The following is a 20,927-nucleotide window of genomic DNA, read 5'->3' on the forward strand; positions in this document are numbered from 1 at the left end:
AATGACCTCAGATTTAGGGTTTAAATATAGTATTTTGGCTTCAGGGTCAACTGGTAATTCCTTTTATTTGGAAACTCCAGAGAAGAAGATTCTTGTAGATGCTGGTTTGTCTGGTAAGAAAATCACAAGTTTGCTAGCTGAGATTGATCGTGATCCGAGCGATTTGGATGCTATCTTAGTTACGCATGAACACAAGGATCACATCCATGGTGTAGGCGTTTTAGCTCGTAAATATGGCATGGATATCTACGCCAACGAGAAAACCTGGCAGATTATGGATAGTAAAAATATGCTTGGCAAGATTGATAATAGCCAGAAACATGTTTTTTCTCGTGATAAGCTTCTGACCTTTGGAGACATTGATATTGAGTCTTTTGGAGTTAGTCACGATGCTATTGATCCACAGTTCTATCGCTTTATGAAAGATGGAAAGAGTTTCGTCATGTTGACGGATACGGGTTATGTTTCTGATCGTATGGCAGGTATTATTGAAAATGCCGATGGCTATCTGATTGAGTCCAATCATGATGTTGAAATCCTTAGAGCAGGTTCATATCCTTGGTCAACCAAGCAACGTATCCTCTCTGATCAAGGTCACTTGTGTAATGAAGATGGAGCGGATGCTATGATTCGTACCATCGGTAATAAAACTAAAAAAATCTACTTGGGTCACCTTTCCAAAGAAAATAATATCAAGGAGTTGGCTCACATGACGATGGAAAATCAGTTGGCACGTGCTGACTTTGGTGTTGGAACTGACTTTAAAGTTTATGATACCTCACCAGACACAGCGATTCCGCTGACAGACATTTAAAAATAGCAGAAGAGCTGCACTAATGCGTTTAGTGCAGCTTTTTAAAAGGAATGTATTTATGAAAGTAATTTATCTCTCGTTAGGGTTTGTCTCGCTCGGTTTGGGAATTCTTGGGATTCCTCTTCCTATCTTACCCACAACACCTTTTCTACTTTTAGCCATTGCTTGCTTTGCTAGAAGTTCCAAACGTTTTGAGAAATGGTTATATCAGACTAAGTTGTATCAAAGTTATGTAGCCGATTTTCGAGAAACCAAATCAATTGCCAAAGAACGAAAGAAAAAGATTATCATCCAAATCTATGTTTTGATGGGGATTTCAATCTTTTTTGCACCTATCCTTTGGGTGAAAATCGGACTCTTTTGCCTGACGGTCTTCATCACTTATTATCTCTTTAAGGTTATTCCTGATAAAGACTAAGCTATCATCAAAAAATGAGACTTCCAAGATGGAGTCTCATTTTATATATTATTAATGTTTGCTACGTAATTTCTTACGGAGTTTATAGGCAAAATTGGCTGGTCCGTAAAGAGGGCTAACTGGAAGGTTGAATTCTCCAATGAATTGTTCAATACGTGGGTTAAATTTGGACTTGAAATTATACAAGCCACCATCTAGTGAATTTTCTATTCCTCCCATGTTTTGCCACTCAGCACCACGCTCGAAAGCGTGATTAGCTGTTTCATACCATGTCAGGATAGCTGGTTGATAACGACGGTAGTCTTCATCCATTCCTGCATAGATATTCTCAGACGTCTTTCCAAATTCAAGAACGAGTGTACCAGAGAGTGGGACCGTCTTATTCCCAGCATCAACTTTTTCTTGAAGAAAGTCAATCTCTTCTTTAAGTCTTTTGTGCTCTTGCTTATTATTCTCGATTTTTCCTGGTTTAGTTTTTTCAGTGAACTTGGCTGCATCAGCAATGTTCTTTTCGAGTTGTTTGTTGAGGTCTTTGAGACGGGCTGGTAAATCAAGAGTTGAGAGTGTAATGTAAGAAGATTCTGGGTAGGTAGTCAACAACTTTTCATAATAATCAATGCCACGAAGGTGGATGTTCTTACGGGCCTCTGTCTTCTTCATCAAAGATGCGAATTGTTCAAGAAGCTCAGTGCCACCAAATTGGACTGAAATCCCCTTGTTTCGAGCAGTACGAACAGCCTGCTTGGTACTCTTAGAGAGTTGTTCCTCAGTGAAATCTTCCTTATGGATATTAGCCTGGAAACGAGGTTGGATATTTTCAGCCATATCTTCAGTGAGGCCTGTCCATTCAATACCAAGAGCTTGGATGTCTTTGGCAATTGCCATAGTCTCTTTACGGATTTCAGCTTCTTGTGAAATCAAGTTTTTAGTAACAAAGAGGCTAGGGTCAAATTTCACAAAGAGGGCACGCTTTGTTTTGGCATATTTTTTAAGCGAAGCCATAACAAAGGCGAGCAACTCTTTATCTTGATAGTCCATAATAGGTCCACGAGGGATATAAATCATAGAAAAGCCAAGAGGAAGTGGCTGAATAAGGACACTAGCGACAGCAACGAGATTACCATCTTGATAGAAACCTAGGCGGTCATTTCCCCAACTATCCTTGATTTTAGCCCATGAACTACTCTGTAATAAATTCGTTTGAGGACTATCTATAACAAAGCGGTCATGCTCAGAAGTACTGAGTCCAGTTTTATAGGTATACATATTATTCTAGAACCCACTTTCTAATAGCATAAGCGACACCAGATTCATCATTTGATTTTGTGATGTGTTTCGCAATTTTCTTCATTTCTGGATTACCATTTTCCATAACAACAGGAGAGCCAACGACTTCAAGCATAGCACGGTCATTTTCTTCATCACCGATAGCCATTGTTTCTTCTTTAGAAAGACCGAGTTTCTCAGCAAGATGGGTTACAGCAATTCCTTTGTTGGCTGTTTTCTTGAGAATTTCTAGGTAAAATGGTGTTGATTTTACAATAGTAAAGCGGTCATAAAATTCCTGTGGAAGTTTGGCAATAGCTGCATCAAGAATTTCAGGTTCATCGATATACATGGCCTTAACGAATTCCTTGTCAGCCACCTCTTCAGGTGTACGATAGTAAATCGGCATATGAACAAGTGTAGACTCATGAACCGTGTAGCGGCCAATGTTGCGATTACTTGTGTAGATACCATCTTTAGTAATAGCGTGAGAATGAACACCAAGCTTGTTAGCCAAAACCTCAATGTCAAGGTAGTCTTCGTATGAGAGTGTCTCACGAATTAATTCATTACCAGTAGAAGTTTCTTGGACAAGCCCACCATTGAAGGTGATAACATAATCTCCGTCTTGGTTGAGGTTAAGTTCTTCAAGAAGAGGAAGCACCCCAGGAATAGGACGACCAGTCGCGATAACAACCTTTACACCAGCAGCCTTGGCATCTTGAATGGCTTGAAAGACTTCCGGTGTAACTTGACGTTGGCTATTTAAAAGCGTTCCATCAATATCAACTGCAATAAGTTTAATAGACATAATAATTACCTGTTTCGTTTAGTTAGTTTCCCTTCTATTTTACTAAAATTTAGGCGCTTTGTCATAGTTCTTCCTGAGAAAAGTATTATTGCCTCTTTAAAGAAGTCGTTTAGGTAAAAATTGCCCAAATGCTTTTTAATTGGTAAAATAAGGTCAGACTAATAAAGGAGAGACAAGAGTGATTCGAGCAACCAACCAATTGACAGAAAAAGAACGAAAGGCAGCAAAAGCATTGATTGCTAGCTGTCAAGCCTATGACCAAACCTTTCGAGAACCTTATCTCTCCAATATGCTTAATTTTGATCCCAATATGCCGGCCTTTTTCCTCCATTATCAAGAGGGAGAGTTGCTTGGTTTATTAACGGTTTATGCGGATGACCATGATGTGGAAGTGGCGATTTTAGTTGCCCCAGATTATCGCCACAAAGGCATTGCGAGGAGTTTGTTTGACAAATTTCAGAAGGAAACGTCAGCTTACCCTATTCGCTCAGTGACCTTTCAGACAGAGCGTGTTTTTCTAGATTGTCATCCTGATCTGGCAAGTCATTGGGGGGTGGTTGAGGATGAAGAGACCGAAACCTGGCTAGGACGAGATAAAACACCATATGCTCTGGATTCTCGTTCAGATGTCAAGGTGCTCTTAGCTGAACCTTCTTACCTAGATGAAATTGCCCAACTCCATCACCAGGCCTTTTCTGATCCAGAGGAAACGCTCGATGTGAGTCGCAGATACATTACAGAGGCCTTGAAGGATTCCGATGGCCTACTTTACATCCTCCTCAAAGAAGCTCAGGTCATTGGAGTGTGTACGGTCGATTTATCTGGGAATAGCAACTACCTCTATGGACTTGCGATTGCTGAAGCTTATCGTGGACAGGGCTATGGCAGCTATCTGGCAAAATCAGTCGTCAATCAACTCATTGCGCATAACGACAAGCCCTTTCAAATTGCAGTAGAAGATAGCAATATTGGAGCCAAACGTTTGTATGAAAATATCGGCTTTGTTAAACAGACCCAGGTGGTTTACTTGAAATAGAAATGGTAGACGCAATACTGATACTCTCTTTTAGTATAGAGTTGCTATTATCTTAAGTAGAAAAATAGTTTTAGAATAGAAGGAATACTTAATGGAAATTAAAATTAAAAACAAAATAAAAGTAGGAGATCAAACGGAGATTATCGAAGAAATCCACGCTTGTGAGGTTATGGAAAAAGGAGACTTTACTTATCTTGTTCACCATAATTCCGAGAAAGAAAAAGTGGTTATTAAGTTGAATCAGGAAGAGCTGGTGATGACACGCTTTTCTAATCCTAAATCAATTATGCGTTTTTCGGCTAAGGTCCCTGCCTTGGTCCACATACCGACACCACTTGGTACCCAGCATTTTCTGACAGATACTAGTCTATTCGCCCATGACCTAAATGGACAGACAGTTGATATTCATTATCAATTGAAACATCCAGAAACAGAAGACGTTTTTGCTGATTATGAATTAGAGGTTTCTTGGTTTTAATTTTTGAAAAAAATAGAATCATTTCGCTTGAATAAAGAATAATTTATGATAAAATGTAAAGTACAAATAAGGGAGTAGCAGGCGACTGTAATCATGAGATTTGATTAACAGTTGCGATTATGTCGTCATTACGAAATTTTACATTTCCGGCATATTCTTAAACAGCGAGACTTGTTTTTAATTAAACAAGTCTCTTTTTGTATAATTTTTTATATAAAAAGAGTCTTGTTAGCCATTTTTCCCTATAGAGAAGGAGGAGATTATTTTGTCGAAAGAACAAAGTAAAGCCTTGTTTTATACACAAGGAGAGGAAGAAGTCCTAAAAAGCTTGGACACTTCCATTGATGGTTTGTCTACTGCACAAGCCAAGGAACGATTGGATGCCTATGGCTATAACGAGTTGGATGAAGGTGAAAAACGCAGCCTCTTGTCAAAATTCATCGATCAGTTTAAAGATTTGATGATTATCATCTTGCTTGTCGCAGCCGCCCTTTCTGTTATTACAGAAGGTATGCATGGTCTGACCGATGCCTGCATTATTTTAGCCGTTGTTGTTTTGAATGCAGCTTTTGGTGTTTATCAAGAAGGACAAGCAGAAGCGGCTATTGAAGCTCTTAAAAACATGTCAAGCCCTCTGGCTCGTGTGCGTCGTGATGGCAATGTGGTTGAAATTGATTCACGCGAGTTGGTTCCTGGAGATATCGTCTTGCTTGAAGCTGGTGATGTTGTTCCAGCTGATATGCGTTTGCTCGAAGCTGCCTCACTTAAGATTGAAGAAGCAGCCCTTACCGGTGAATCCGTTCCGGTTGAAAAGGATGTTACCGAGACGGTTGAAGCAGAAGCCGGAATTGGTGACCGTGTGAATATGGGTTACCAAAACTCTAACGTTACTTACGGTCGTGGTACAGGGGTTGTAACTAATACTGGTATGTATACTGAGGTCGGTAAAATTGCTGATATGCTAGCTAATGCGGACGAATCACAAACGCCGTTGAAGCAAAGCTTGGAGCAACTGTCTAAGACTTTGACTTATCTTATTATTGCTATTGCCTTAGTGACATTCTTGGTTAGTGTCTTCATTCGTGGTGAACAGCCCCTCGAAGGCTTGATGGTTGCCGTTGCTCTAGCCGTTGCCGCGATTCCTGAAGGTTTGCCTGCTATTGTAACGATTCTCTTGTCACTTGGAACAACGACTCTTGCCAAACGTAATTCGATTGTTCGTAAATTGCCAGCTGTTGAGACTCTTGGTTCAACTGAGATTATCGCATCAGATAAGACTGGTACCTTAACCATGAACCAAATGACTGTTGAAAAAGTCTATACAAACGGTCAATTGCAAAGCGCTGCTACAGAACTTAGTGCTGACAATACAACCCTTCGTATTATGAACTTTGCCAATGATACCAAGGTGGACCCAGATGGTAAGCTAATTGGGGATCCAACGGAAACAGCCCTTGTTCAATTTGGTTTGGACCACAACTTTGATGTTCGTGACGTCTTGAAATCAGAGCCTCGTGTGGCAGAGTTGCCATTTGACTCTGACCGTAAACTCATGTCTACTATCCATAAGGAAGCGGATGGTACATACTTTGTAGCCGTCAAGGGTGCGCCTGACCAATTGCTCAAACGTGTGACTCGTATTGAAATCAATGGTGAGGTTCGTCCTATCACGGATGAAGATAAACAAGCTATCCTTGCGACTAATAAGGACTTGGCAAAACAAGCTCTTCGTGTCTTGATGATGGCTTATAAGACAACGAATGATATTCCTACCTTGGAATCTGAGGTTGTTGAGTCTGATTTGATTTTCTCAGGCTTGGTAGGTATGATTGACCCAGAACGTCCAGAAGCAGCAGAGGCTGTCCGTGTCGCTAAAGAAGCGGGAATCCGTCCAATTATGATTACAGGTGACCACCAAGATACGGCAGAAGCCATTGCCAAGCGTCTCGGTATCATCGATCCAAATGATACGGAAGATCATGTCTTTACTGGTGCTGAGCTTAATGAGCTTTCTGATGAAGAATTCCAGAAAGTCTTCAAACAGTACTCTGTCTATGCGCGTGTTTCTCCTGAACACAAGGTTCGTATCGTCAAGGCTTGGCAAAATGATGGCAAGGTTGTTGCTATGACAGGTGACGGGGTTAATGATGCACCATCACTTAAAACAGCTGATATTGGTATCGGTATGGGAATCACAGGTACAGAGGTTTCTAAGGGAGCTTCTGATATGGTCCTTGCCGATGATAACTTTGCGACAATTATTGTTGCTGTAGAAGAAGGGCGTAAGGTCTTCTCAAATATTCAAAAATCAATCCAGTACCTCTTGTCAGCCAACATGGCCGAAGTCTTTATTATCTTCTTTGCCACACTGTTTGGTTGGGATGTGCTTCAACCAGTACATCTTCTCTGGATTAATTTGGTAACAGATACCCTTCCAGCCATCGCTCTTGGTGTTGAGCCAGCAGAACCAGGTATTATGACTCATAAACCTCGTGGACGTCAATCGAACTTCTTTGATGGAGGTGTCTTCGGTGCTATCATGTATCAAGGTGTTTTCCAAACCATCCTCGTTCTTGCAGTATATGGTTGGGGCCTTGTCTTCCCAGAGCATCATACACAAGCAGAAATTCATGCGGATGCCCTTACAATGGCTTTTGCAACACTTGGATTAATTCAGTTGCTCCATGCCTTTAACGTTAAATCTGTGTATCAATCAGTCTTTAAAGTTGGCCTCTTTAGAAACAAGACTTTCAACTGGGCAATTCCAGTAGCCTTCGTTCTTTTGATGGCAACTATCGTAGTTCCTGGATTTAATAACCTCTTCCATGTGTCACACCTTAGTATGACACAATGGCTTGCAGTTATTGTAGGTTCCTTCTTGATTGTGGTATTGGTTGAATTAGTCAAAGCTATTCAACGTGCCCTTGGTAAGGATAAGGACGCTATTTAAGACATAAAGTCAGAGATAATGGTCTCTGGCTTTTTCTTATCATATCTTGAATTCAGGAGGAGTCTTGTTTATAATTGAAGAGAAATGATCACAAGTTAAGGAGAAGGCCATGAACGAGACTATTAAGACACAACTCAATCACCGTAGCATCCGTCAATTTAAACCTCTAGCTTTGACACGAGAAGAAGTTAACCTTTTGGTTGATGTTGCCAGACATACAGCAACGAGTAATTTTAGACAGTCCTATTCGATTATCAGTATTACTGATGAAACATTGAAGGAAGAAATTGCAGAGATTGCTAACCAACCCTATATTCCAAATGCTGGGCATCTTTTTGTATTTGTTGTGGACCAAAGACGTAACACACTGATTGCAGAGGCTAAAGGTGCTGAAGCCTTGGTCCAAGGTAGTCCCGAACGCTTTATCTCGGCCTTCTCGGATGCTATGATAGCTGCTCAAAATATGGTAGTAGCTGCTGAGAGTTTAGGTATGGGAACAGTTTACCTTGGCAGTATCTTGAATGATAACGCTAAACTTTCAGAGCTTCTCAAACTTCCAAAGTATGTCTATCCAGCAGTAGGATTAGCAGTTGGTTGGCCAGATCAAGAACCGCAGCTTAAACCTCGTTTACCCCGTCACGTCATCCATATGGAAAATTATTATCGAGACTTAGAACATCCCTTAGATGAGCTAAAAGATTACGACGCTGAAGTTCATGAGTATTATGACCTTCGTGATCTCAATAACAGAGTTGATGAATTTACAACACAGATTGCAAAGACAATGGATCAATCCGTTGCCAATCGTGCGAATACCTTGAAGGACCTTCAAAAGCAGGGATTTTTCACCGACTAAAAAACGACTCCTAAAGAGTCGTTCTACAAATCAAATAGTGTCATGGATGAAAGGAACTCATTTGCCAGTTCCTTTTTTTCATATTCTAAAAACTCCGACCGTTTCTTGACCAGGTTGTAACGTTTGGAGAGGTTCCATGTTCCAGTAGGATTGAGTTTGGGGTGATTGGAAACAAAGTCAATGGTTAAATCCCATTCTCGTCGGTATCCAAGAGGACGCGAGTGATAGGTTACACCATCAATAGTTACCGTCCCATAACTGCGGTGGGCATGACCAAAAACAACATCTTTAACGCCATGCTTGGCGAAAATATGGTGGAATTTTTCCGAGCCTAAGTAGGCATTAAAAGGTGCAAAACGTTGATGCGTCATGGTAAAGCGGCTGTGAGGAACAAAATGCATGGCAACTATAAGGTTACTAGTGTCTAACTCACTTAAGGCATTATCTAGCCTTTTAAGACTAGTTTGACAGATATCCGGATCAGTCCCCAATCGTTTAAGTCGTCGGTCGAACCAAAGTTGTTTCTTACGTTTAAGAATCTTATCTAACGTCTCATCTGAATAGGAATAATCATACCACCCGTGAAAAGCCAATAATGTCTTACTACTTAAATTTATCACCTGAAAATCAAGATTATCAATAAGGTTATCTTCTAAATCAAGCATATCATGATTGCCTAAATTATAGGTGACCTTGACCTCCTTAGACAGTTTTCGTAGAAAAGGTTTTGTGTCGATAAAATAATGGTTAGAAATATCACCAGCGATATGGAGATGGCTAACCTCTTGATTTTTTAGGCACTTTATAAGAGTATCAATTTCATATGTTTCAAAGTGATTAATATCAATATGTAAATCACTCATTACTGCAAGTCTCGTCATAGAAACATTGTAACAAAAAGGTTAAGGCTTGTCTGTAAATGAAGATGGTGGAAAATACTTGCCCTTAGACTACAATTTCATTATGATAATAATATGGATATCAAATTAGAAATTCAAAAGATGGCCAAGGAGATTGGCATTTCAAAAATTGGTTTTACTACCGCCGATGATTTCGCCTATCTGGAAAAATCCCTTCGACTTGGTGTCGAAGAAGGGCGAACAACAGGCTTTGAACATAAAAATATTGAAGAGCGTATTTATCCTAAGTTGACCTTGGAATCAGCTAAAACCATCATTTCCATTGCAGTTGCCTATCCGCATAAGCTGCCACAACAACCTCAAAAAACAGAATATAAGCGTGGCAAAATCACTCCAAATTCATGGGGTCTAGATTATCACTATGTTTTGCAGGACAAACTAAAACGCCTTGCAGAAGGCATTGAAAAACTGACGGAAAACTTCGAATATAAAGGTATGGTGGATACTGGAGCCTTGGTCGATACAGCAGTGGCCAAGCGAGCTGGTATTGGCTTTATCGGAAAGAATGGACTAGTTATTTCGAAAGAATACGGGTCCTACATGTATCTTGGTGAGCTTATCACTAATCTAGAGATTGAACCAGACCAAGAAGTTGATTATGGTTGTGGGGATTGCCGTCGTTGTTTGGATGCCTGTCCGACATCTTGTCTCATTGGCGATGGGACTATGAATGCTCGTCGTTGCCTATCCTTTCAAACACAGGATAAAGGCATGATGGATATGGAGTTTCGAAAGAAGATAAAGACTGTTATCTATGGTTGTGACATTTGTCAGATTTCCTGTCCATATAACAGAGGTATCGATAATCCACTGGCTTCGGACATTGATCCTGAGCTTGCCATGCCCGAATTACTTCCTTTTCTTGAGCTGACCAACAAATCCTTCAAGGAGAAATTTGGGATGATTGCCGGTTCATGGCGCGGGAAGAATATTCTTCAACGTAATGCTATTATTGCCTTGGCTAACCTACATGATCGCAATGCTATTGTCAAACTGATGGAGATAATTGATAAGAATAATAATCCCATCCATACGGCGACTGCCATTTGGGCTCTCGGTGAGATTGTTAAGAAACCCGATGAGGCTATGTTAGATTACATGAGGGAACTGTCACCTAAGGATGAAGAATCCCAAGCGGAGTGGGAGCTTGTGTGTGCAAAATGGCAAATTTAAGTGATTTATGCTAGAATTAAGCATAATACTATAAAATGGAGGAAACCTATCCATGGAAGTGGCAGAAATTCGCCAAAAAATCTCTGAAAATCAAGAGAAGCTCGTGAGCTTCGGGAGGTCTCTTTGACTTAGATCGTTTGGAAGAGGACATTGCGCTCCTCGAAAACCGAATGACTGAGCCAGATTTTTGGAATGATAATATTGCAGCTCAAAAGACCTCACAAGAGTTAAATGAGCTAAAAATGAAATACGAAACTTTCAACAATATGCAAGAACTCTCTGACGAGACAGAGCTTTATTTAGAAATGTTGGAAGAAGATGATAGTGTTCAAGAAGAGCTTGAAGAAACACTCGAAAAGCTTGATAGGATTATGACAAGTTACGAGATGACACTGCTCTTGTCTGAACCATATGACCATAACAATGCCATTCTGGAAATTCACCCAGGCTCTGGTGGGACAGAAGCTCAAGACTGGGCTGATATGTTGCTCCGTATGTACCAACGTTATGGAAATGCCAAAGGTTTCAAGGTCGAAACTTTGGATTATCAGGCGGGTGATGAGGCTGGAATCAAATCTGTAACCCTTGCTTTTGAAGGACCTAATGCTTATGGTTTCCTCAAGTCAGAAATGGGTGTCCACCGTTTGGTTCGTATTTCACCATTTGACTCTGCCAAACGTCGTCATACTTCATTCACGTCCGTTGAAGTCATGCCTGAATTGGATGATACCATTGAAGTTGAGATTCGTGATGATGATATCAAGATGGATACATTTCGTTCAGGTGGTGCTGGTGGTCAGAACGTCAACAAGGTTTCTACAGGTGTGCGTTTGACCCACATTCCAACAGGTATTGTTGTAGCTTCAACGGTTGATCGTACACAATACGGGAACCGTGACCGTGCGATGAAGATGCTTCAAGCTAAGCTCTATCAAATGGAGCAAGAAAAGAAAGCAGAAGAAGTGAATGCTTTGAAAGGTGATAAGAAAGAAATCACTTGGGGAAGTCAAATTCGCTCATACGTTTTCACGCCATATACCATGGTTAAAGATCACCGTACAGGTTATGAAGTTGCCCAGGTTGATAAGGTAATGGATGGGGATATTGAAGGCTTCATCGATGCCTACCTCAAGTGGCGTATGGAAGAATAGTAACAATATACTATTTTTAAGTATTTAGATACTCTATCTCAATGAAAGGAAGGCTTCAGCTATTTTAGTAGTTGAATACTGATATTATGGCTCTTATTGAATTAAAAGATGTTACTAAGAAGTATGATAAGTCAACAACAGCCCTTAGACACATTGATTTGTCTGTTAACTCTGGGGAGTTTGTTTACTTAGTCGGCCCTTCTGGTGCTGGTAAATCAAGCTTAATTCGCTTGTTCTACCAAGAAGAAAAATTAACGAGTGGTTCTATGAAGGTTGGAGAGTTTGATTTAACTCGACTTCGTAAGAAAGATGTTCCACTCTTGAGACGTTCTATTGGAGTTGTTTTCCAGGATTATAAACTCCTTCCAAAGAAAACAGCTTTTGAAAACGTTGCCTATGCCATGGAAGTTATTGGTGAGAAACCTCGTCATATCAAGAAACGGGTGACAGAGGTTCTCGAGTTAGTTGGTCTTAAACACAAGATGCGTTCATTCCCAAATCAATTGTCTGGTGGTGAGCAACAACGTGTCGCTATTGCGCGTGCTATCGTCAATAATCCAAAAGTTTTGATTGCGGATGAACCAACAGGGAACTTGGACCCAGAGATTTCATGGGAAATTATGCAAGTCCTTGAACGTATTAACTTGCAAGGGACTACCATTATAATGGCAACCCATAACTCAACTATCGTTAATAACCTTCGTCATCGTGTCGTAGCGATTGAAGAAGGACGTATTGTTCGTGATGAAGAGGAAGGAGAGTACGGTTACCATGATTAGACGCTTTTTCCGCCATTTAGGAGAATCGATTAAGAATCTCAAACGTAATTTGTTGTCGACACTTACTGCAGTATTTTCGGTAATGATTGTTCTTTCACTTTTAGGTGTCTTTGGATCTGTTATCTTAAATACACAGAAATTGGCTTCAGATATTGAAAAGAATATTCAGGTCAATGTCTACTTGGATCCAGATTCATCAGATGCCTCGAAAACAGTCAAGGAACTTTCTGGACAGATTGTTGCTAATAAAGACTACCATAAGATTTATGATTCTTTGACCAAAATCAAAGGTGTAGATAAGGTTACTTTCTCTAGTAAAGAAGAACAAAAGAAACAACTGATTGAAACAATGGGTTCAAGTTTCGAGACAGCTACTGGAGATGCCAACCCTCTTTCAGATGTTTACATCGTCCAAACGAAATCACCAGATGATGTCAGTCGAGTTGCCAAGGAAGCAAAAGCCATTCAGGGTGTTGATAATGCTAACTTTGGTGGCTCAGATACTGAAATTCTGATGTCCACTATGAAACGTGTTCAATTTTGGGGAATCATTGCCACAGCACTCTTAACTATTGTGGCTGTCCTATTGATTTCAAATACCATCCGTATTACCATTATGTCACGTGCGACTGAAATTCAAATCATGCGTTTGGTAGGTGCTAAGAATTCATATATTCGTCGTCCCTACTTGATGGAAGGTGCTTGGATTGGAGCACTTGGTGCCATCATTCCTTCTGGGCTCATTTATCTTTTGTATCACATGGTTTACTCATCTTTGAATCCAGATTTTGTCAAAGGTGGTATTTCGTTGTATGATCCAGAGTGGTTTGTCTATGCGGTTATCGGAACCCTTTTCGCAGTCGGTATTATTATCGGTTCGATTGGGTCACGTATGGCAATGCGCCGTTATTTGAAATACTAAGAGATTAAAGGAGAACTATTTTGGTTCTCTTTTTGTTTGTCCGGAGATTCAGAAAAGCAGATTTTCAACTATATCTCAAAATCGTCTGCTCAAAGCCCAAATCCAATCCCATATTTGGTATAATATTTAAAAAACATTGGAAAAGAGATGCATTATGACAAAGTTAGCTACCATTTGTTATATTGACAATGGAAAGGAGCTTTTGCTCCTACATCGTAATAAAAAGCCTAATGATGTTCATGAAGGAAAGTGGATTTCTGTCGGGGGAAAACTAGAAGCTGGGGAGACACCAGATGAATGTGCTCGTCGTGAAATTCTCGAGGAAACACATTTTACAGTGACTGAGATGGATTTTAAAGGTATGATTACCTTTCCAGAATTTACCCCTGGTCATGATTGGTACACCTATGTCTTTAAGGTAACTGGTTTTGAAGGAGAACTCATCTCAGATGAGGAGTCTCGTGAAGGAACGCTTGAATGGGTACCATATGATGAGGTCTTATCTAAACCAACTTGGGAAGGTGACTATGAGATTTTTAAGTGGATACTTGAAGATCGACCATTCTTCTCTGCAAAATTTAGCTACGATCGTAACCAGAACTTGGTAGATAAAACTGTAACATTTTATGATAAATAGGGAGGAACTATGAAGCGTAAAAAAACAGAAAATTTTTCAGAAACATGGTTTTTTAAGTGGATATTGAATAATCAGGCTGTCGTAGCTTTTTTCATCTTACTTTTGATTGGTTTGACGGTTTTGATTTTTACCAAGATTAGTCCCATTTTTTCACCCGTCATCCAGTTTATGACCATTATTATGTTGCCATTGGTTATTTCCATGCTCCTTTATTATTTAATAAAACCTTTGGTACTACTTGTAGAAAGAACTGGACTAAACCGAACCATGTCAATCTTGGTCATTTACGCAATTCTTGGCTTGCTCTTGGTTTGGGGGATTTCAACAGCTATTCCAAGCTTACAAAATCAAATTTTGATCTTGATACGAAATGCACCATCATATATTGCACGTGCCAATAGTGAAACAGAACGTTGGATTAATCTCCCTATTCTTTCTAACTTCCATGGTGATTTAGAGTCCATGCTTAGTGATTTCTCAGCGAGAATGGTCAATTATGCTGAGAACTTTTCTTCATCGGCTTTGACATGGGTTGGATCTTTTGCGAGCACAGTAGCAAGGGTGACAGTAGCTATCATTTTGGCACCTTTCATTCTCTTCTACCTTTTAAGAGATAGCCAAAAGATGAAACATAGCTTTGTCTCAGCCTTACCAACTCGCTTTCGTGAAACAACTGTTCGTATGCTTTCAGATATTAATAGTCAGCTCGAAGGGTATGTTCAAGGCCAGGTTACAGTCGCTATTGTTGTTGCCATTATGTTCTGTATTATGTTTAAGATTGTAGGTCTTCGATATGGTATGACTTTTGGTATTATGGCAGGTTTTCTAAATATGGTTCCTTACCTGGGAAGCTTTCTTGCTATGGTACCAGTTATAATCATGGGACTGGTGCAAGGACCCGCTATGTTGATCAAGGTCCTCATCATTTTCTTCATTGAGCAAACTATTGAGGGACGTTTTGTTTCTCCACTCGTTTTGGGGAATAAACTAAGTATTCACCCGATTACCATTATGTTCATTCTCTTGACAGCAGGTTCTCTTTACGGTGTTTGGGGCGTCTTATTGGGGATTCCAATTTATGCCTCTGTCAAGGTTGTTGTTAGAGAGATTTTTGATTGGTACCGTTCTGTAAGTAATCTTTATCAAGATGATTTAGAAAATGAAGGACAAAAAGACGATGTTAAATAGTGAAAAAATGGTTGCCTCTATTGGAAACCAAGATTTAGACCACGCAGACAAATATTTTAAAAAAGCTTTACGAGAGGACCCTGCAGAGGTTCTTGTTGAGTTGGGCCAATACTTAGAATCTATTGGTTTCTTACCACAGGCACAGGAAATTTATGAAAAAGTTCGCTTTGATTTTCCAGAGGTTAATGTCAATCTAGCACAAATTGCTGCCGAAGATGGTGATATTGAAGAGGCTTTTCTCTATTTGGATGTCATACCTGAAGACTCTGACGACTATTTGTCTGCTTTAATTGTAAAGGCTGACCTCTACCAAATGGAGGGCTTAACTGATGTGGCACGTGATAAGTTGTTGGAGGCAAGTCAATTATCAGATGACTCATTGATTATTTTTGGTTTGGCTGAGATGGAGTTTGAACTTGGAAATTTTGAACAAGCAATTCACTACTATGCTAAATTAGATAATCGTGACCTTCTTGCGATGACTGGCGTTTCAACTTATGAACGCATTGGTAAGGCTTATGCCAGTCTTGGAAAGTTTGAAGCTGCTCGTGAATTTTTGGAAAAAGCTATTGAGATTGAGTACGATGATACCGTTGCTTTTGAGTTAGCCACTTTGCTCTATGATCAAGAAGAGTATCAAAAAGCTAATTTTTACTTTAAGCAGATAGAAACCATGTCTGCTGACTTCGAAGGTTATGAGTATATTTACGCCTTGTCGTTACATGCAGAACATAAAACTGAAGAGGCTTTACGAATGGCACAACAAGGGATTTCTAAAAATGCCTTTGATGTTCAATTACTCTTGCTAGCGTCACAGTTATCCTACGAGTTGCATGACACTCAATCTGCTGAATCTTATTTGAAGCAAGCCTTGCCATTGGCTGAGGACCAAGATGAGATTATCTTACGTTTAAGTACGCTCTATTTGGAAGAAGAACGTTACGAGGATCTAGTGGCTTTAGCCGATTATGAAGTTGATTCTGTTTTGGCTCGTTGGAACATTGCCAAGGCCTACCAAGCACTTGATGATGAAGAAGAAGCTTTTCAAATCTATCAAGATTTGGCTAAAGATTTATCTGAAAATCCTGAATTCCTCCATGATTATGCATATATTTTGCGTGAATTTGGTTACAGGGATCAGGCGCGTGCAACGGCTGAAAAATACCTTGCCTTAGTTCCAGATGATGTCAATATGCAAACATTTTTTGAGGACTATTAAGCTGTGAAACGTTTTAATCATTGGTTTTAAGAGAGGGAGAGATACATTGAGCTTGCTCACTCCCTCTTTTTTTATTTCTCTATTTATGTTATGATTTTATTAGAACCCATAAGGAGTGAGTATGGTTAAGAGAGATTTAATTCGAAATATTATCATAGCAGTTCTTGCCATTGTAGTGATTTTGTTGTTGAGAGCTTTTGTCTTCTCAACACACCGTGTGACTGAAGGTCAGGCTAATGACTATATTCATGCTGGTGACTATGTTACTTTCAATAAAAATGTTGAGCCTCAGAAAAAAGATTTTATTCTTTATACAGTTAATGGTAAAGAATACATTGGGCGTGTTATTGCTGATGAGGGTAAGAGCGTGACAGCTATGGATGATTTCCTTTATGTTAATGATAAGTCAGTTGACGAAGCCTATATTAGTAAGGGTAAATCAGCTTATTTAGCGACAGTTTCACCTGGGAATTTCTTCACTGATGATTTTTCCATTGCAACATTGACAGATAATAAACAAACTAAGATTGAAAAGGGGCAGTACCTTGTACTGAACGATAATCGTCGTAATACAGATGATAGTCGTAAGTTTGGTCTCATTGACAAAGATCAAATTAAAGGTGTTATCTCTTTCAGATTGTATCCTCTATCACGTTTTGGTTTCGTTGATGTCGATTAATATTTCAATACTACTAAAAAAGCTAGGAACTTTTGATAAGTTTCTAGCTTTTTTTGCGAATAAATTGGTGATGGTTCATATTATGACGTTATGATGCTGATAGTTTCATCGTCTTAAAATGAATCAGCAGAAATTGTAAGTAGAAAAGGAAATTAAGATGCAATTAGGATTTCATTTTGGATTTAAGAAAAGCAAAGCTTATGGACTGTGCGGTGTTATGCTAGCAATCTTATTTTTAGGCATGTCTGGTCACTCGGCTAAAGCAGATGAAATGTTATCACCAACTGACACATCTTCAACTTTGAAAGAAAGTACAGAGAATCACGAGGCGAGTTATTCTGAAGTAGGAGTACACGATAATTCAACGAGTCAAATGAATCTACAAAGTGAAAAGGTATTAGAGGAGGAGCAAACAAGTCTGGCAGATTCTTCAAAAATAGCTGTCTTAACCAATAGTTCTGTGACCACAAGCTCTTATCAAGAGGCAGATGATCTTAGCGAAATTGATCAGAATCAAAGTCAATTTCTTAGTGCCATTAAGCAAGGAGCTATGGATGGAGCCAAGGAAGGAGTTCTTCCCTCTATTACGGCAGCACAAGCTATCCTAGAAAGTGGTTGGGGAAGCTCTGAACTTGCTAAGGCTCCCAACAATAATCTTTTTGGCATTAAGGATTCAGAGGACTGGAATGGAGAAATAGTAACTGTACCTACACAGGAATATGTTAATGGTGACTATATCACCGTCAATGCAGCTTTTCGGAAATATACCTCATGGAATGATAGCGTAGTAGACCATGCAAAATTTTTCACGAGTACCGAGTGGCGAAAAAACAATTACCGAAAAGTTGTGAATGAAACAGATTATCGCATTGCGGCTCAGGAACTGAAGAATGCAGGATATGCGACAGATCCAAGTTATCCCGGAAAACTTATCCGTTTAATTGAAGCCTATAAACTTTATGAATGGGATGCAGTAAGTAATACGACCAATACTGTCTTAGAAAATGGAGGAGTAGAAAGCCAAAATCCCAAAGCCGACCTTACCATCACTGGTCTCAACAATACTACGGGTAGCTATGATCTTGTTATTTCAAACTTGATTGCGCCACGAGGTTTCAAAGAAGTTCTAGTTCCAACCTGGTCTGAAAAGAACGGTCAAGATGATATCATCTGGTACAAGGCAGCTAAGCAAGCTAATGGAGACTTTAATGTGACCGTTCATTCAAGCAACCATAAGGGTGATAGTGGTCTGTATAATTCCCATGTCTATTTGGTTGACAATGATGGTAAATACATTGGCCTAGGTGGCAAACAAGTGACACTTGATATCACTAAGACTCACGGTACCTTAACAATTGCCAATAATGATAAAAATCGTGGCACTTTTGATGTTCTTATCACCAATCTGACGAATCCAAGTGGTATTTCAGGTGTGGTAATCCCCGTCTGGTCTGAACAAAATGGTCAGGATGATCTTGTTTGGCATAATGCCACAAAACAGGATGATGGTTCTTATAAAGTAACTATTTCAGCTAGTCAGCACAAGTGGAATTCAGGCAAGTACATCGTTCATGGCTATATTGTTGATGCTTCAGGTAAGAATATCGGCTTTGGGGCAACTTCAGCTGATGTGGTGGCAACTAAGAAAATCGGTTCGGCATCAAGAGGAAACTACGATGTTTTAAATAAGATTGTCTATCTCGATGCTGGTCATGGTGGCTATGATCCAGGTGCTTCTTACTTTGGTATCTCTGAAAAGAGCTTGACCTTGGCTATCCAAAGTCGTGTGAAAGCTAAATTAGAAGCAGAAGGTTATCAAGTTGTAACCACACGTACCAGCGATACCTATGTCGACTTGACGGATCGCTCTCGTGCAGCCAATGCTTCTGAATCAGATATCTTCGTAAGCATTCACATCAATGCTTCAGGAAGTTCTGCAGCACAGGGTATTGAGACTTATTATTACCAACCTTATGCAGAATACCCATCACGTATTAATGCGACCTACCATGCCAATTCAACTCGATTGAGCATGAGTGATACCTTGGCCAATGCCATCCAGTCTAGCCTGATTAATGCGACAGGAGCACAGAATCAGGGCGTAAAACGTCAAACCTTTGCGGTCTTGCGTGAGACAACAGCGCCAGCAGTCCTTCTTGAACTAGGTTTCTTGTCAAATCCTCAAGAAGCAGCCCGTTTGAATACCTCTGCTTATCAGGAGACTTTAGCTAATGCCATCGTGGCAGGGATTAAGTCTTACTATGAAAAAGAATCTAAAGTTTAAGTTATACGTTAACCCATCATTATGATGGGTTTTTATGCTATAATTGAGGTAAATACTAAATACAACAAAAGGAGTGCTTATGGCTTACGATTTACTCTTAGAGCGTTTTTTACGTTACGTCAAAATCAATACACGTAGTGATGAAAATGCAACAAGAACGCCAACAACACAAAGCCAGGTGGATTTTGCCTTGAAGGTTTTAAAACCAGAATTAGAAGAACTGGGTTTAAGTAACATTCATTATTTGGAAAGTAATGGTTACCTAGTGGCAACCCTTCCGGCCAACGATGACAAGTTAACACGTAAGATTGGTTTCATCTCTCATATGGATACTGCTGATTTTAATGCAGAAGGAGTGTCACCACAAGTCATTGACTCTTATGATGGAGGTATCATTCCCCTTGGAAATTCAGGTTATAACCTAGACCCTGCTGATTTTCCAAATCTTAAGAATTATGTCGGTCAGACACTTATTACGACAGATGGGACCACCCTTCTTGGGGCTGATGATAAGTCAGGTATTGCTGAGATTATGACAGCCTTGGCTTATTTGAAGGCACATCCTGAAATCAAACATTGTGAGATTCGTGTAGGTTTTGGTCCTGATGAAGAAATTGGGATTGGTGCAGATAAATTTGATGTCGAAGATTTTGATGTCGATTTTGCCTACACAGTTGACGGTGGACCTTTGGGTGAATTACAGTATGAAACTTTCTCTGCAGCAGGAGCAGAACTTACCTTCCATGGACGCAATGTTCACCCTGGAACAGCAAAAGACCAAATGGTTAATGCCCTGCAGTTGGCAATTGATTTTCATAATCAGTTACCAGCAGAAGAACGCCCTGAGTTGACAGATGGCTATCAAGGTTTCAACCATCTTCAAACCATGACAGGTACTGTTGAAGAAGCAAAATCTTCTTATATCATCCGTGATTTTGAAACAGAGTCTTTTGAAAATCGTAAAGCAGTCTTCCAAAAAATTGCCGACGAAATGAATAAAGCTTATGGTCAGACACGAGTTGATTTGGTACTTAAAGATCAATACTATAATATGCGTCAGGTGATTGAAAAAGATATGACACCTGTTGAGTTAGCTAAGGGCGTTATGGAGGAATTGGATATTACGCCAGTTATTGAACCTATTCGTGGCGGAACAGATGGTTCAAAGATTTCATTTATGGGTATTCCAACGCCAAACCTTTTTGCTGGTGGCGAAAATATGCACGGTCGATATGAGTTCGTTTCCTTGCAGACAATGGAAAAAGCCGTAGATGTTATTCTTGGAATTGTCAGTAAACCTTAATTGAGCTTGCTAAATACTGATTTTATGGTAAAATTAGAAGTAA

19 protein-coding genes are annotated in these 20,927 nt (G+C 39.8%); 16 read left to right on the forward strand and 3 right to left on the reverse strand.

Going from position 1 to position 20,927, the window contains the following annotated elements; all coding sequences use genetic code 11:
- Position 1: 1 nt before the first annotated feature.
- Both LG375_RS00970 and LG375_RS00975 read left to right on the forward strand, forming a co-directional pair.
- A complete protein-coding gene (locus LG375_RS00970) occupies positions 2–814 on the forward strand; it encodes an MBL fold metallo-hydrolase (protein WP_225745094.1) in 813 nt (270 codons plus the stop codon).
- A gap of 58 nt (positions 815–872) precedes the next feature.
- Positions 873–1,232 carry a YbaN family protein gene (locus tag LG375_RS00975; RefSeq protein ID WP_225745095.1) on the forward strand — a complete coding sequence of 120 codons (360 nt, stop codon included), beginning with the start codon at positions 873–875 and terminating at the stop codon, positions 1,230–1,232.
- Between the two features lie 51 nt (positions 1,233–1,283).
- Here LG375_RS00975 and LG375_RS00980 read toward each other — a convergent pair whose 3' ends face one another.
- Positions 1,284–2,498 (reverse strand): aminoacyltransferase, encoded by a 1,215-nt coding sequence (locus LG375_RS00980; protein WP_021144256.1) that lies wholly within the window; start codon positions 2,496–2,498, stop codon positions 1,284–1,286.
- A 1-nt stretch (position 2,499) separates the two neighbouring features.
- Positions 2,500–3,309: a sugar-phosphatase gene (yidA, locus tag LG375_RS00985; protein ID WP_002890845.1), complete on the reverse strand. Its 810-nt coding sequence runs from the start codon at positions 3,307–3,309 to the stop codon at positions 2,500–2,502.
- Between the two features lie 178 nt (positions 3,310–3,487).
- Between yidA and LG375_RS00990 the strand changes: the two genes are divergently transcribed.
- From LG375_RS00990 to LG375_RS01005, 4 genes are all read left to right on the forward strand, one after another.
- Complete coding sequence (locus tag LG375_RS00990) at positions 3,488–4,345, forward strand: GNAT family N-acetyltransferase (RefSeq protein ID WP_225745096.1); 858 nt, start codon at positions 3,488–3,490, stop codon at positions 4,343–4,345.
- Positions 4,346–4,436: 91 nt separating this feature from the next.
- Complete coding sequence (locus tag LG375_RS00995) at positions 4,437–4,823, forward strand: DUF1934 domain-containing protein (RefSeq protein ID WP_201041499.1); 387 nt, start codon at positions 4,437–4,439, stop codon at positions 4,821–4,823.
- A 265-nt stretch (positions 4,824–5,088) separates the two neighbouring features.
- Positions 5,089–7,773, forward strand: a complete 2,685-nt coding sequence (locus LG375_RS01000; RefSeq protein WP_073687781.1) for a cation-translocating P-type ATPase — start codon at positions 5,089–5,091, stop codon at positions 7,771–7,773.
- Between the two features lie 109 nt (positions 7,774–7,882).
- Positions 7,883–8,629 (forward strand): NADPH-dependent oxidoreductase, encoded by a 747-nt coding sequence (locus tag LG375_RS01005; protein ID WP_064524805.1) that lies wholly within the window; start codon positions 7,883–7,885, stop codon positions 8,627–8,629.
- Positions 8,630–8,652: 23 nt separating this feature from the next.
- Here LG375_RS01005 and LG375_RS01010 read toward each other — a convergent pair whose 3' ends face one another.
- Entirely contained in the window at positions 8,653–9,510 is an 858-nt protein-coding gene (locus tag LG375_RS01010; protein ID WP_064524803.1) for a metallophosphoesterase, read from the reverse strand.
- Between the two features lie 93 nt (positions 9,511–9,603).
- On the opposite strand from LG375_RS01010, the gene queG reads away from it, so the two are divergent.
- The 10 genes from queG (at position 9,604) to pepT (ending at position 20,884) form a co-directional block, all read left to right on the forward strand.
- Positions 9,604–10,722: a tRNA epoxyqueuosine(34) reductase QueG gene (gene queG / locus LG375_RS01015; protein WP_049554308.1), complete on the forward strand. Its 1,119-nt coding sequence runs from the start codon at positions 9,604–9,606 to the stop codon at positions 10,720–10,722.
- Between the two features lie 52 nt (positions 10,723–10,774).
- A protein-coding gene (gene prfB / locus LG375_RS01020) for a peptide chain release factor 2 (RefSeq protein ID WP_201041498.1) occupies positions 10,775–11,873 on the forward strand; the annotation gives its coding sequence in 2 pieces (ribosomal slippage) (positions 10,775–10,846 and positions 10,848–11,873; 1,098 coding nt in all).
- Positions 11,874–11,959: 86 nt separating this feature from the next.
- The gene (gene ftsE, locus LG375_RS01025) at positions 11,960–12,652 is read left to right on the forward strand and encodes a cell division ATP-binding protein FtsE (RefSeq protein ID WP_013990672.1); all 693 of its coding nucleotides are present in this window, start codon (positions 11,960–11,962) and stop codon (positions 12,650–12,652) included.
- Positions 12,645–13,574, forward strand: a complete 930-nt coding sequence (ftsX, locus tag LG375_RS01030) for a permease-like cell division protein FtsX (RefSeq protein ID WP_183137172.1) — start codon at positions 12,645–12,647, stop codon at positions 13,572–13,574. The genes ftsE and ftsX overlap by 8 nt, the downstream gene beginning before the upstream one ends.
- 154 nt (positions 13,575–13,728) lie before the next feature.
- Positions 13,729–14,211 carry an NUDIX hydrolase gene (locus LG375_RS01035; RefSeq protein ID WP_037597740.1) on the forward strand — a complete coding sequence of 161 codons (483 nt, stop codon included), beginning with the start codon at positions 13,729–13,731 and terminating at the stop codon, positions 14,209–14,211.
- A gap of 9 nt (positions 14,212–14,220) precedes the next feature.
- Positions 14,221–15,399 carry an AI-2E family transporter gene (locus LG375_RS01040; RefSeq protein ID WP_225745097.1) on the forward strand — a complete coding sequence of 393 codons (1,179 nt, stop codon included), beginning with the start codon at positions 14,221–14,223 and terminating at the stop codon, positions 15,397–15,399.
- Positions 15,389–16,618, forward strand: coding sequence for a tetratricopeptide repeat protein (locus tag LG375_RS01045; protein WP_225745098.1), 1,230 nt, complete (start codon positions 15,389–15,391; stop codon positions 16,616–16,618). Before LG375_RS01040 ends, LG375_RS01045 begins: the two co-directional genes overlap by 11 nt.
- A 121-nt stretch (positions 16,619–16,739) precedes the next feature.
- On the forward strand, positions 16,740–17,297 hold the full coding sequence (lepB, locus tag LG375_RS01050; RefSeq protein WP_037597744.1) for a signal peptidase I: 558 nt from the start codon (positions 16,740–16,742) through the stop codon (positions 17,295–17,297).
- A 157-nt stretch (positions 17,298–17,454) separates the two neighbouring features.
- Complete coding sequence (locus LG375_RS01055; protein WP_225745099.1) at positions 17,455–19,581, forward strand: N-acetylmuramoyl-L-alanine amidase; 2,127 nt, start codon at positions 17,455–17,457, stop codon at positions 19,579–19,581.
- Positions 19,582–19,660: 79 nt separating this feature from the next.
- Positions 19,661–20,884 carry a peptidase T gene (gene pepT, locus LG375_RS01060; protein WP_225745100.1) on the forward strand — a complete coding sequence of 408 codons (1,224 nt, stop codon included), beginning with the start codon at positions 19,661–19,663 and terminating at the stop codon, positions 20,882–20,884.
- The last annotated feature ends 43 nt before the right edge of the window (positions 20,885–20,927 follow it).

The sequence above is a fragment of the Streptococcus sp. Marseille-Q3604 genome (genome assembly GCF_916619785.1).
Lineage (GTDB): Bacteria > Bacillota > Bacilli > Lactobacillales > Streptococcaceae > Streptococcus.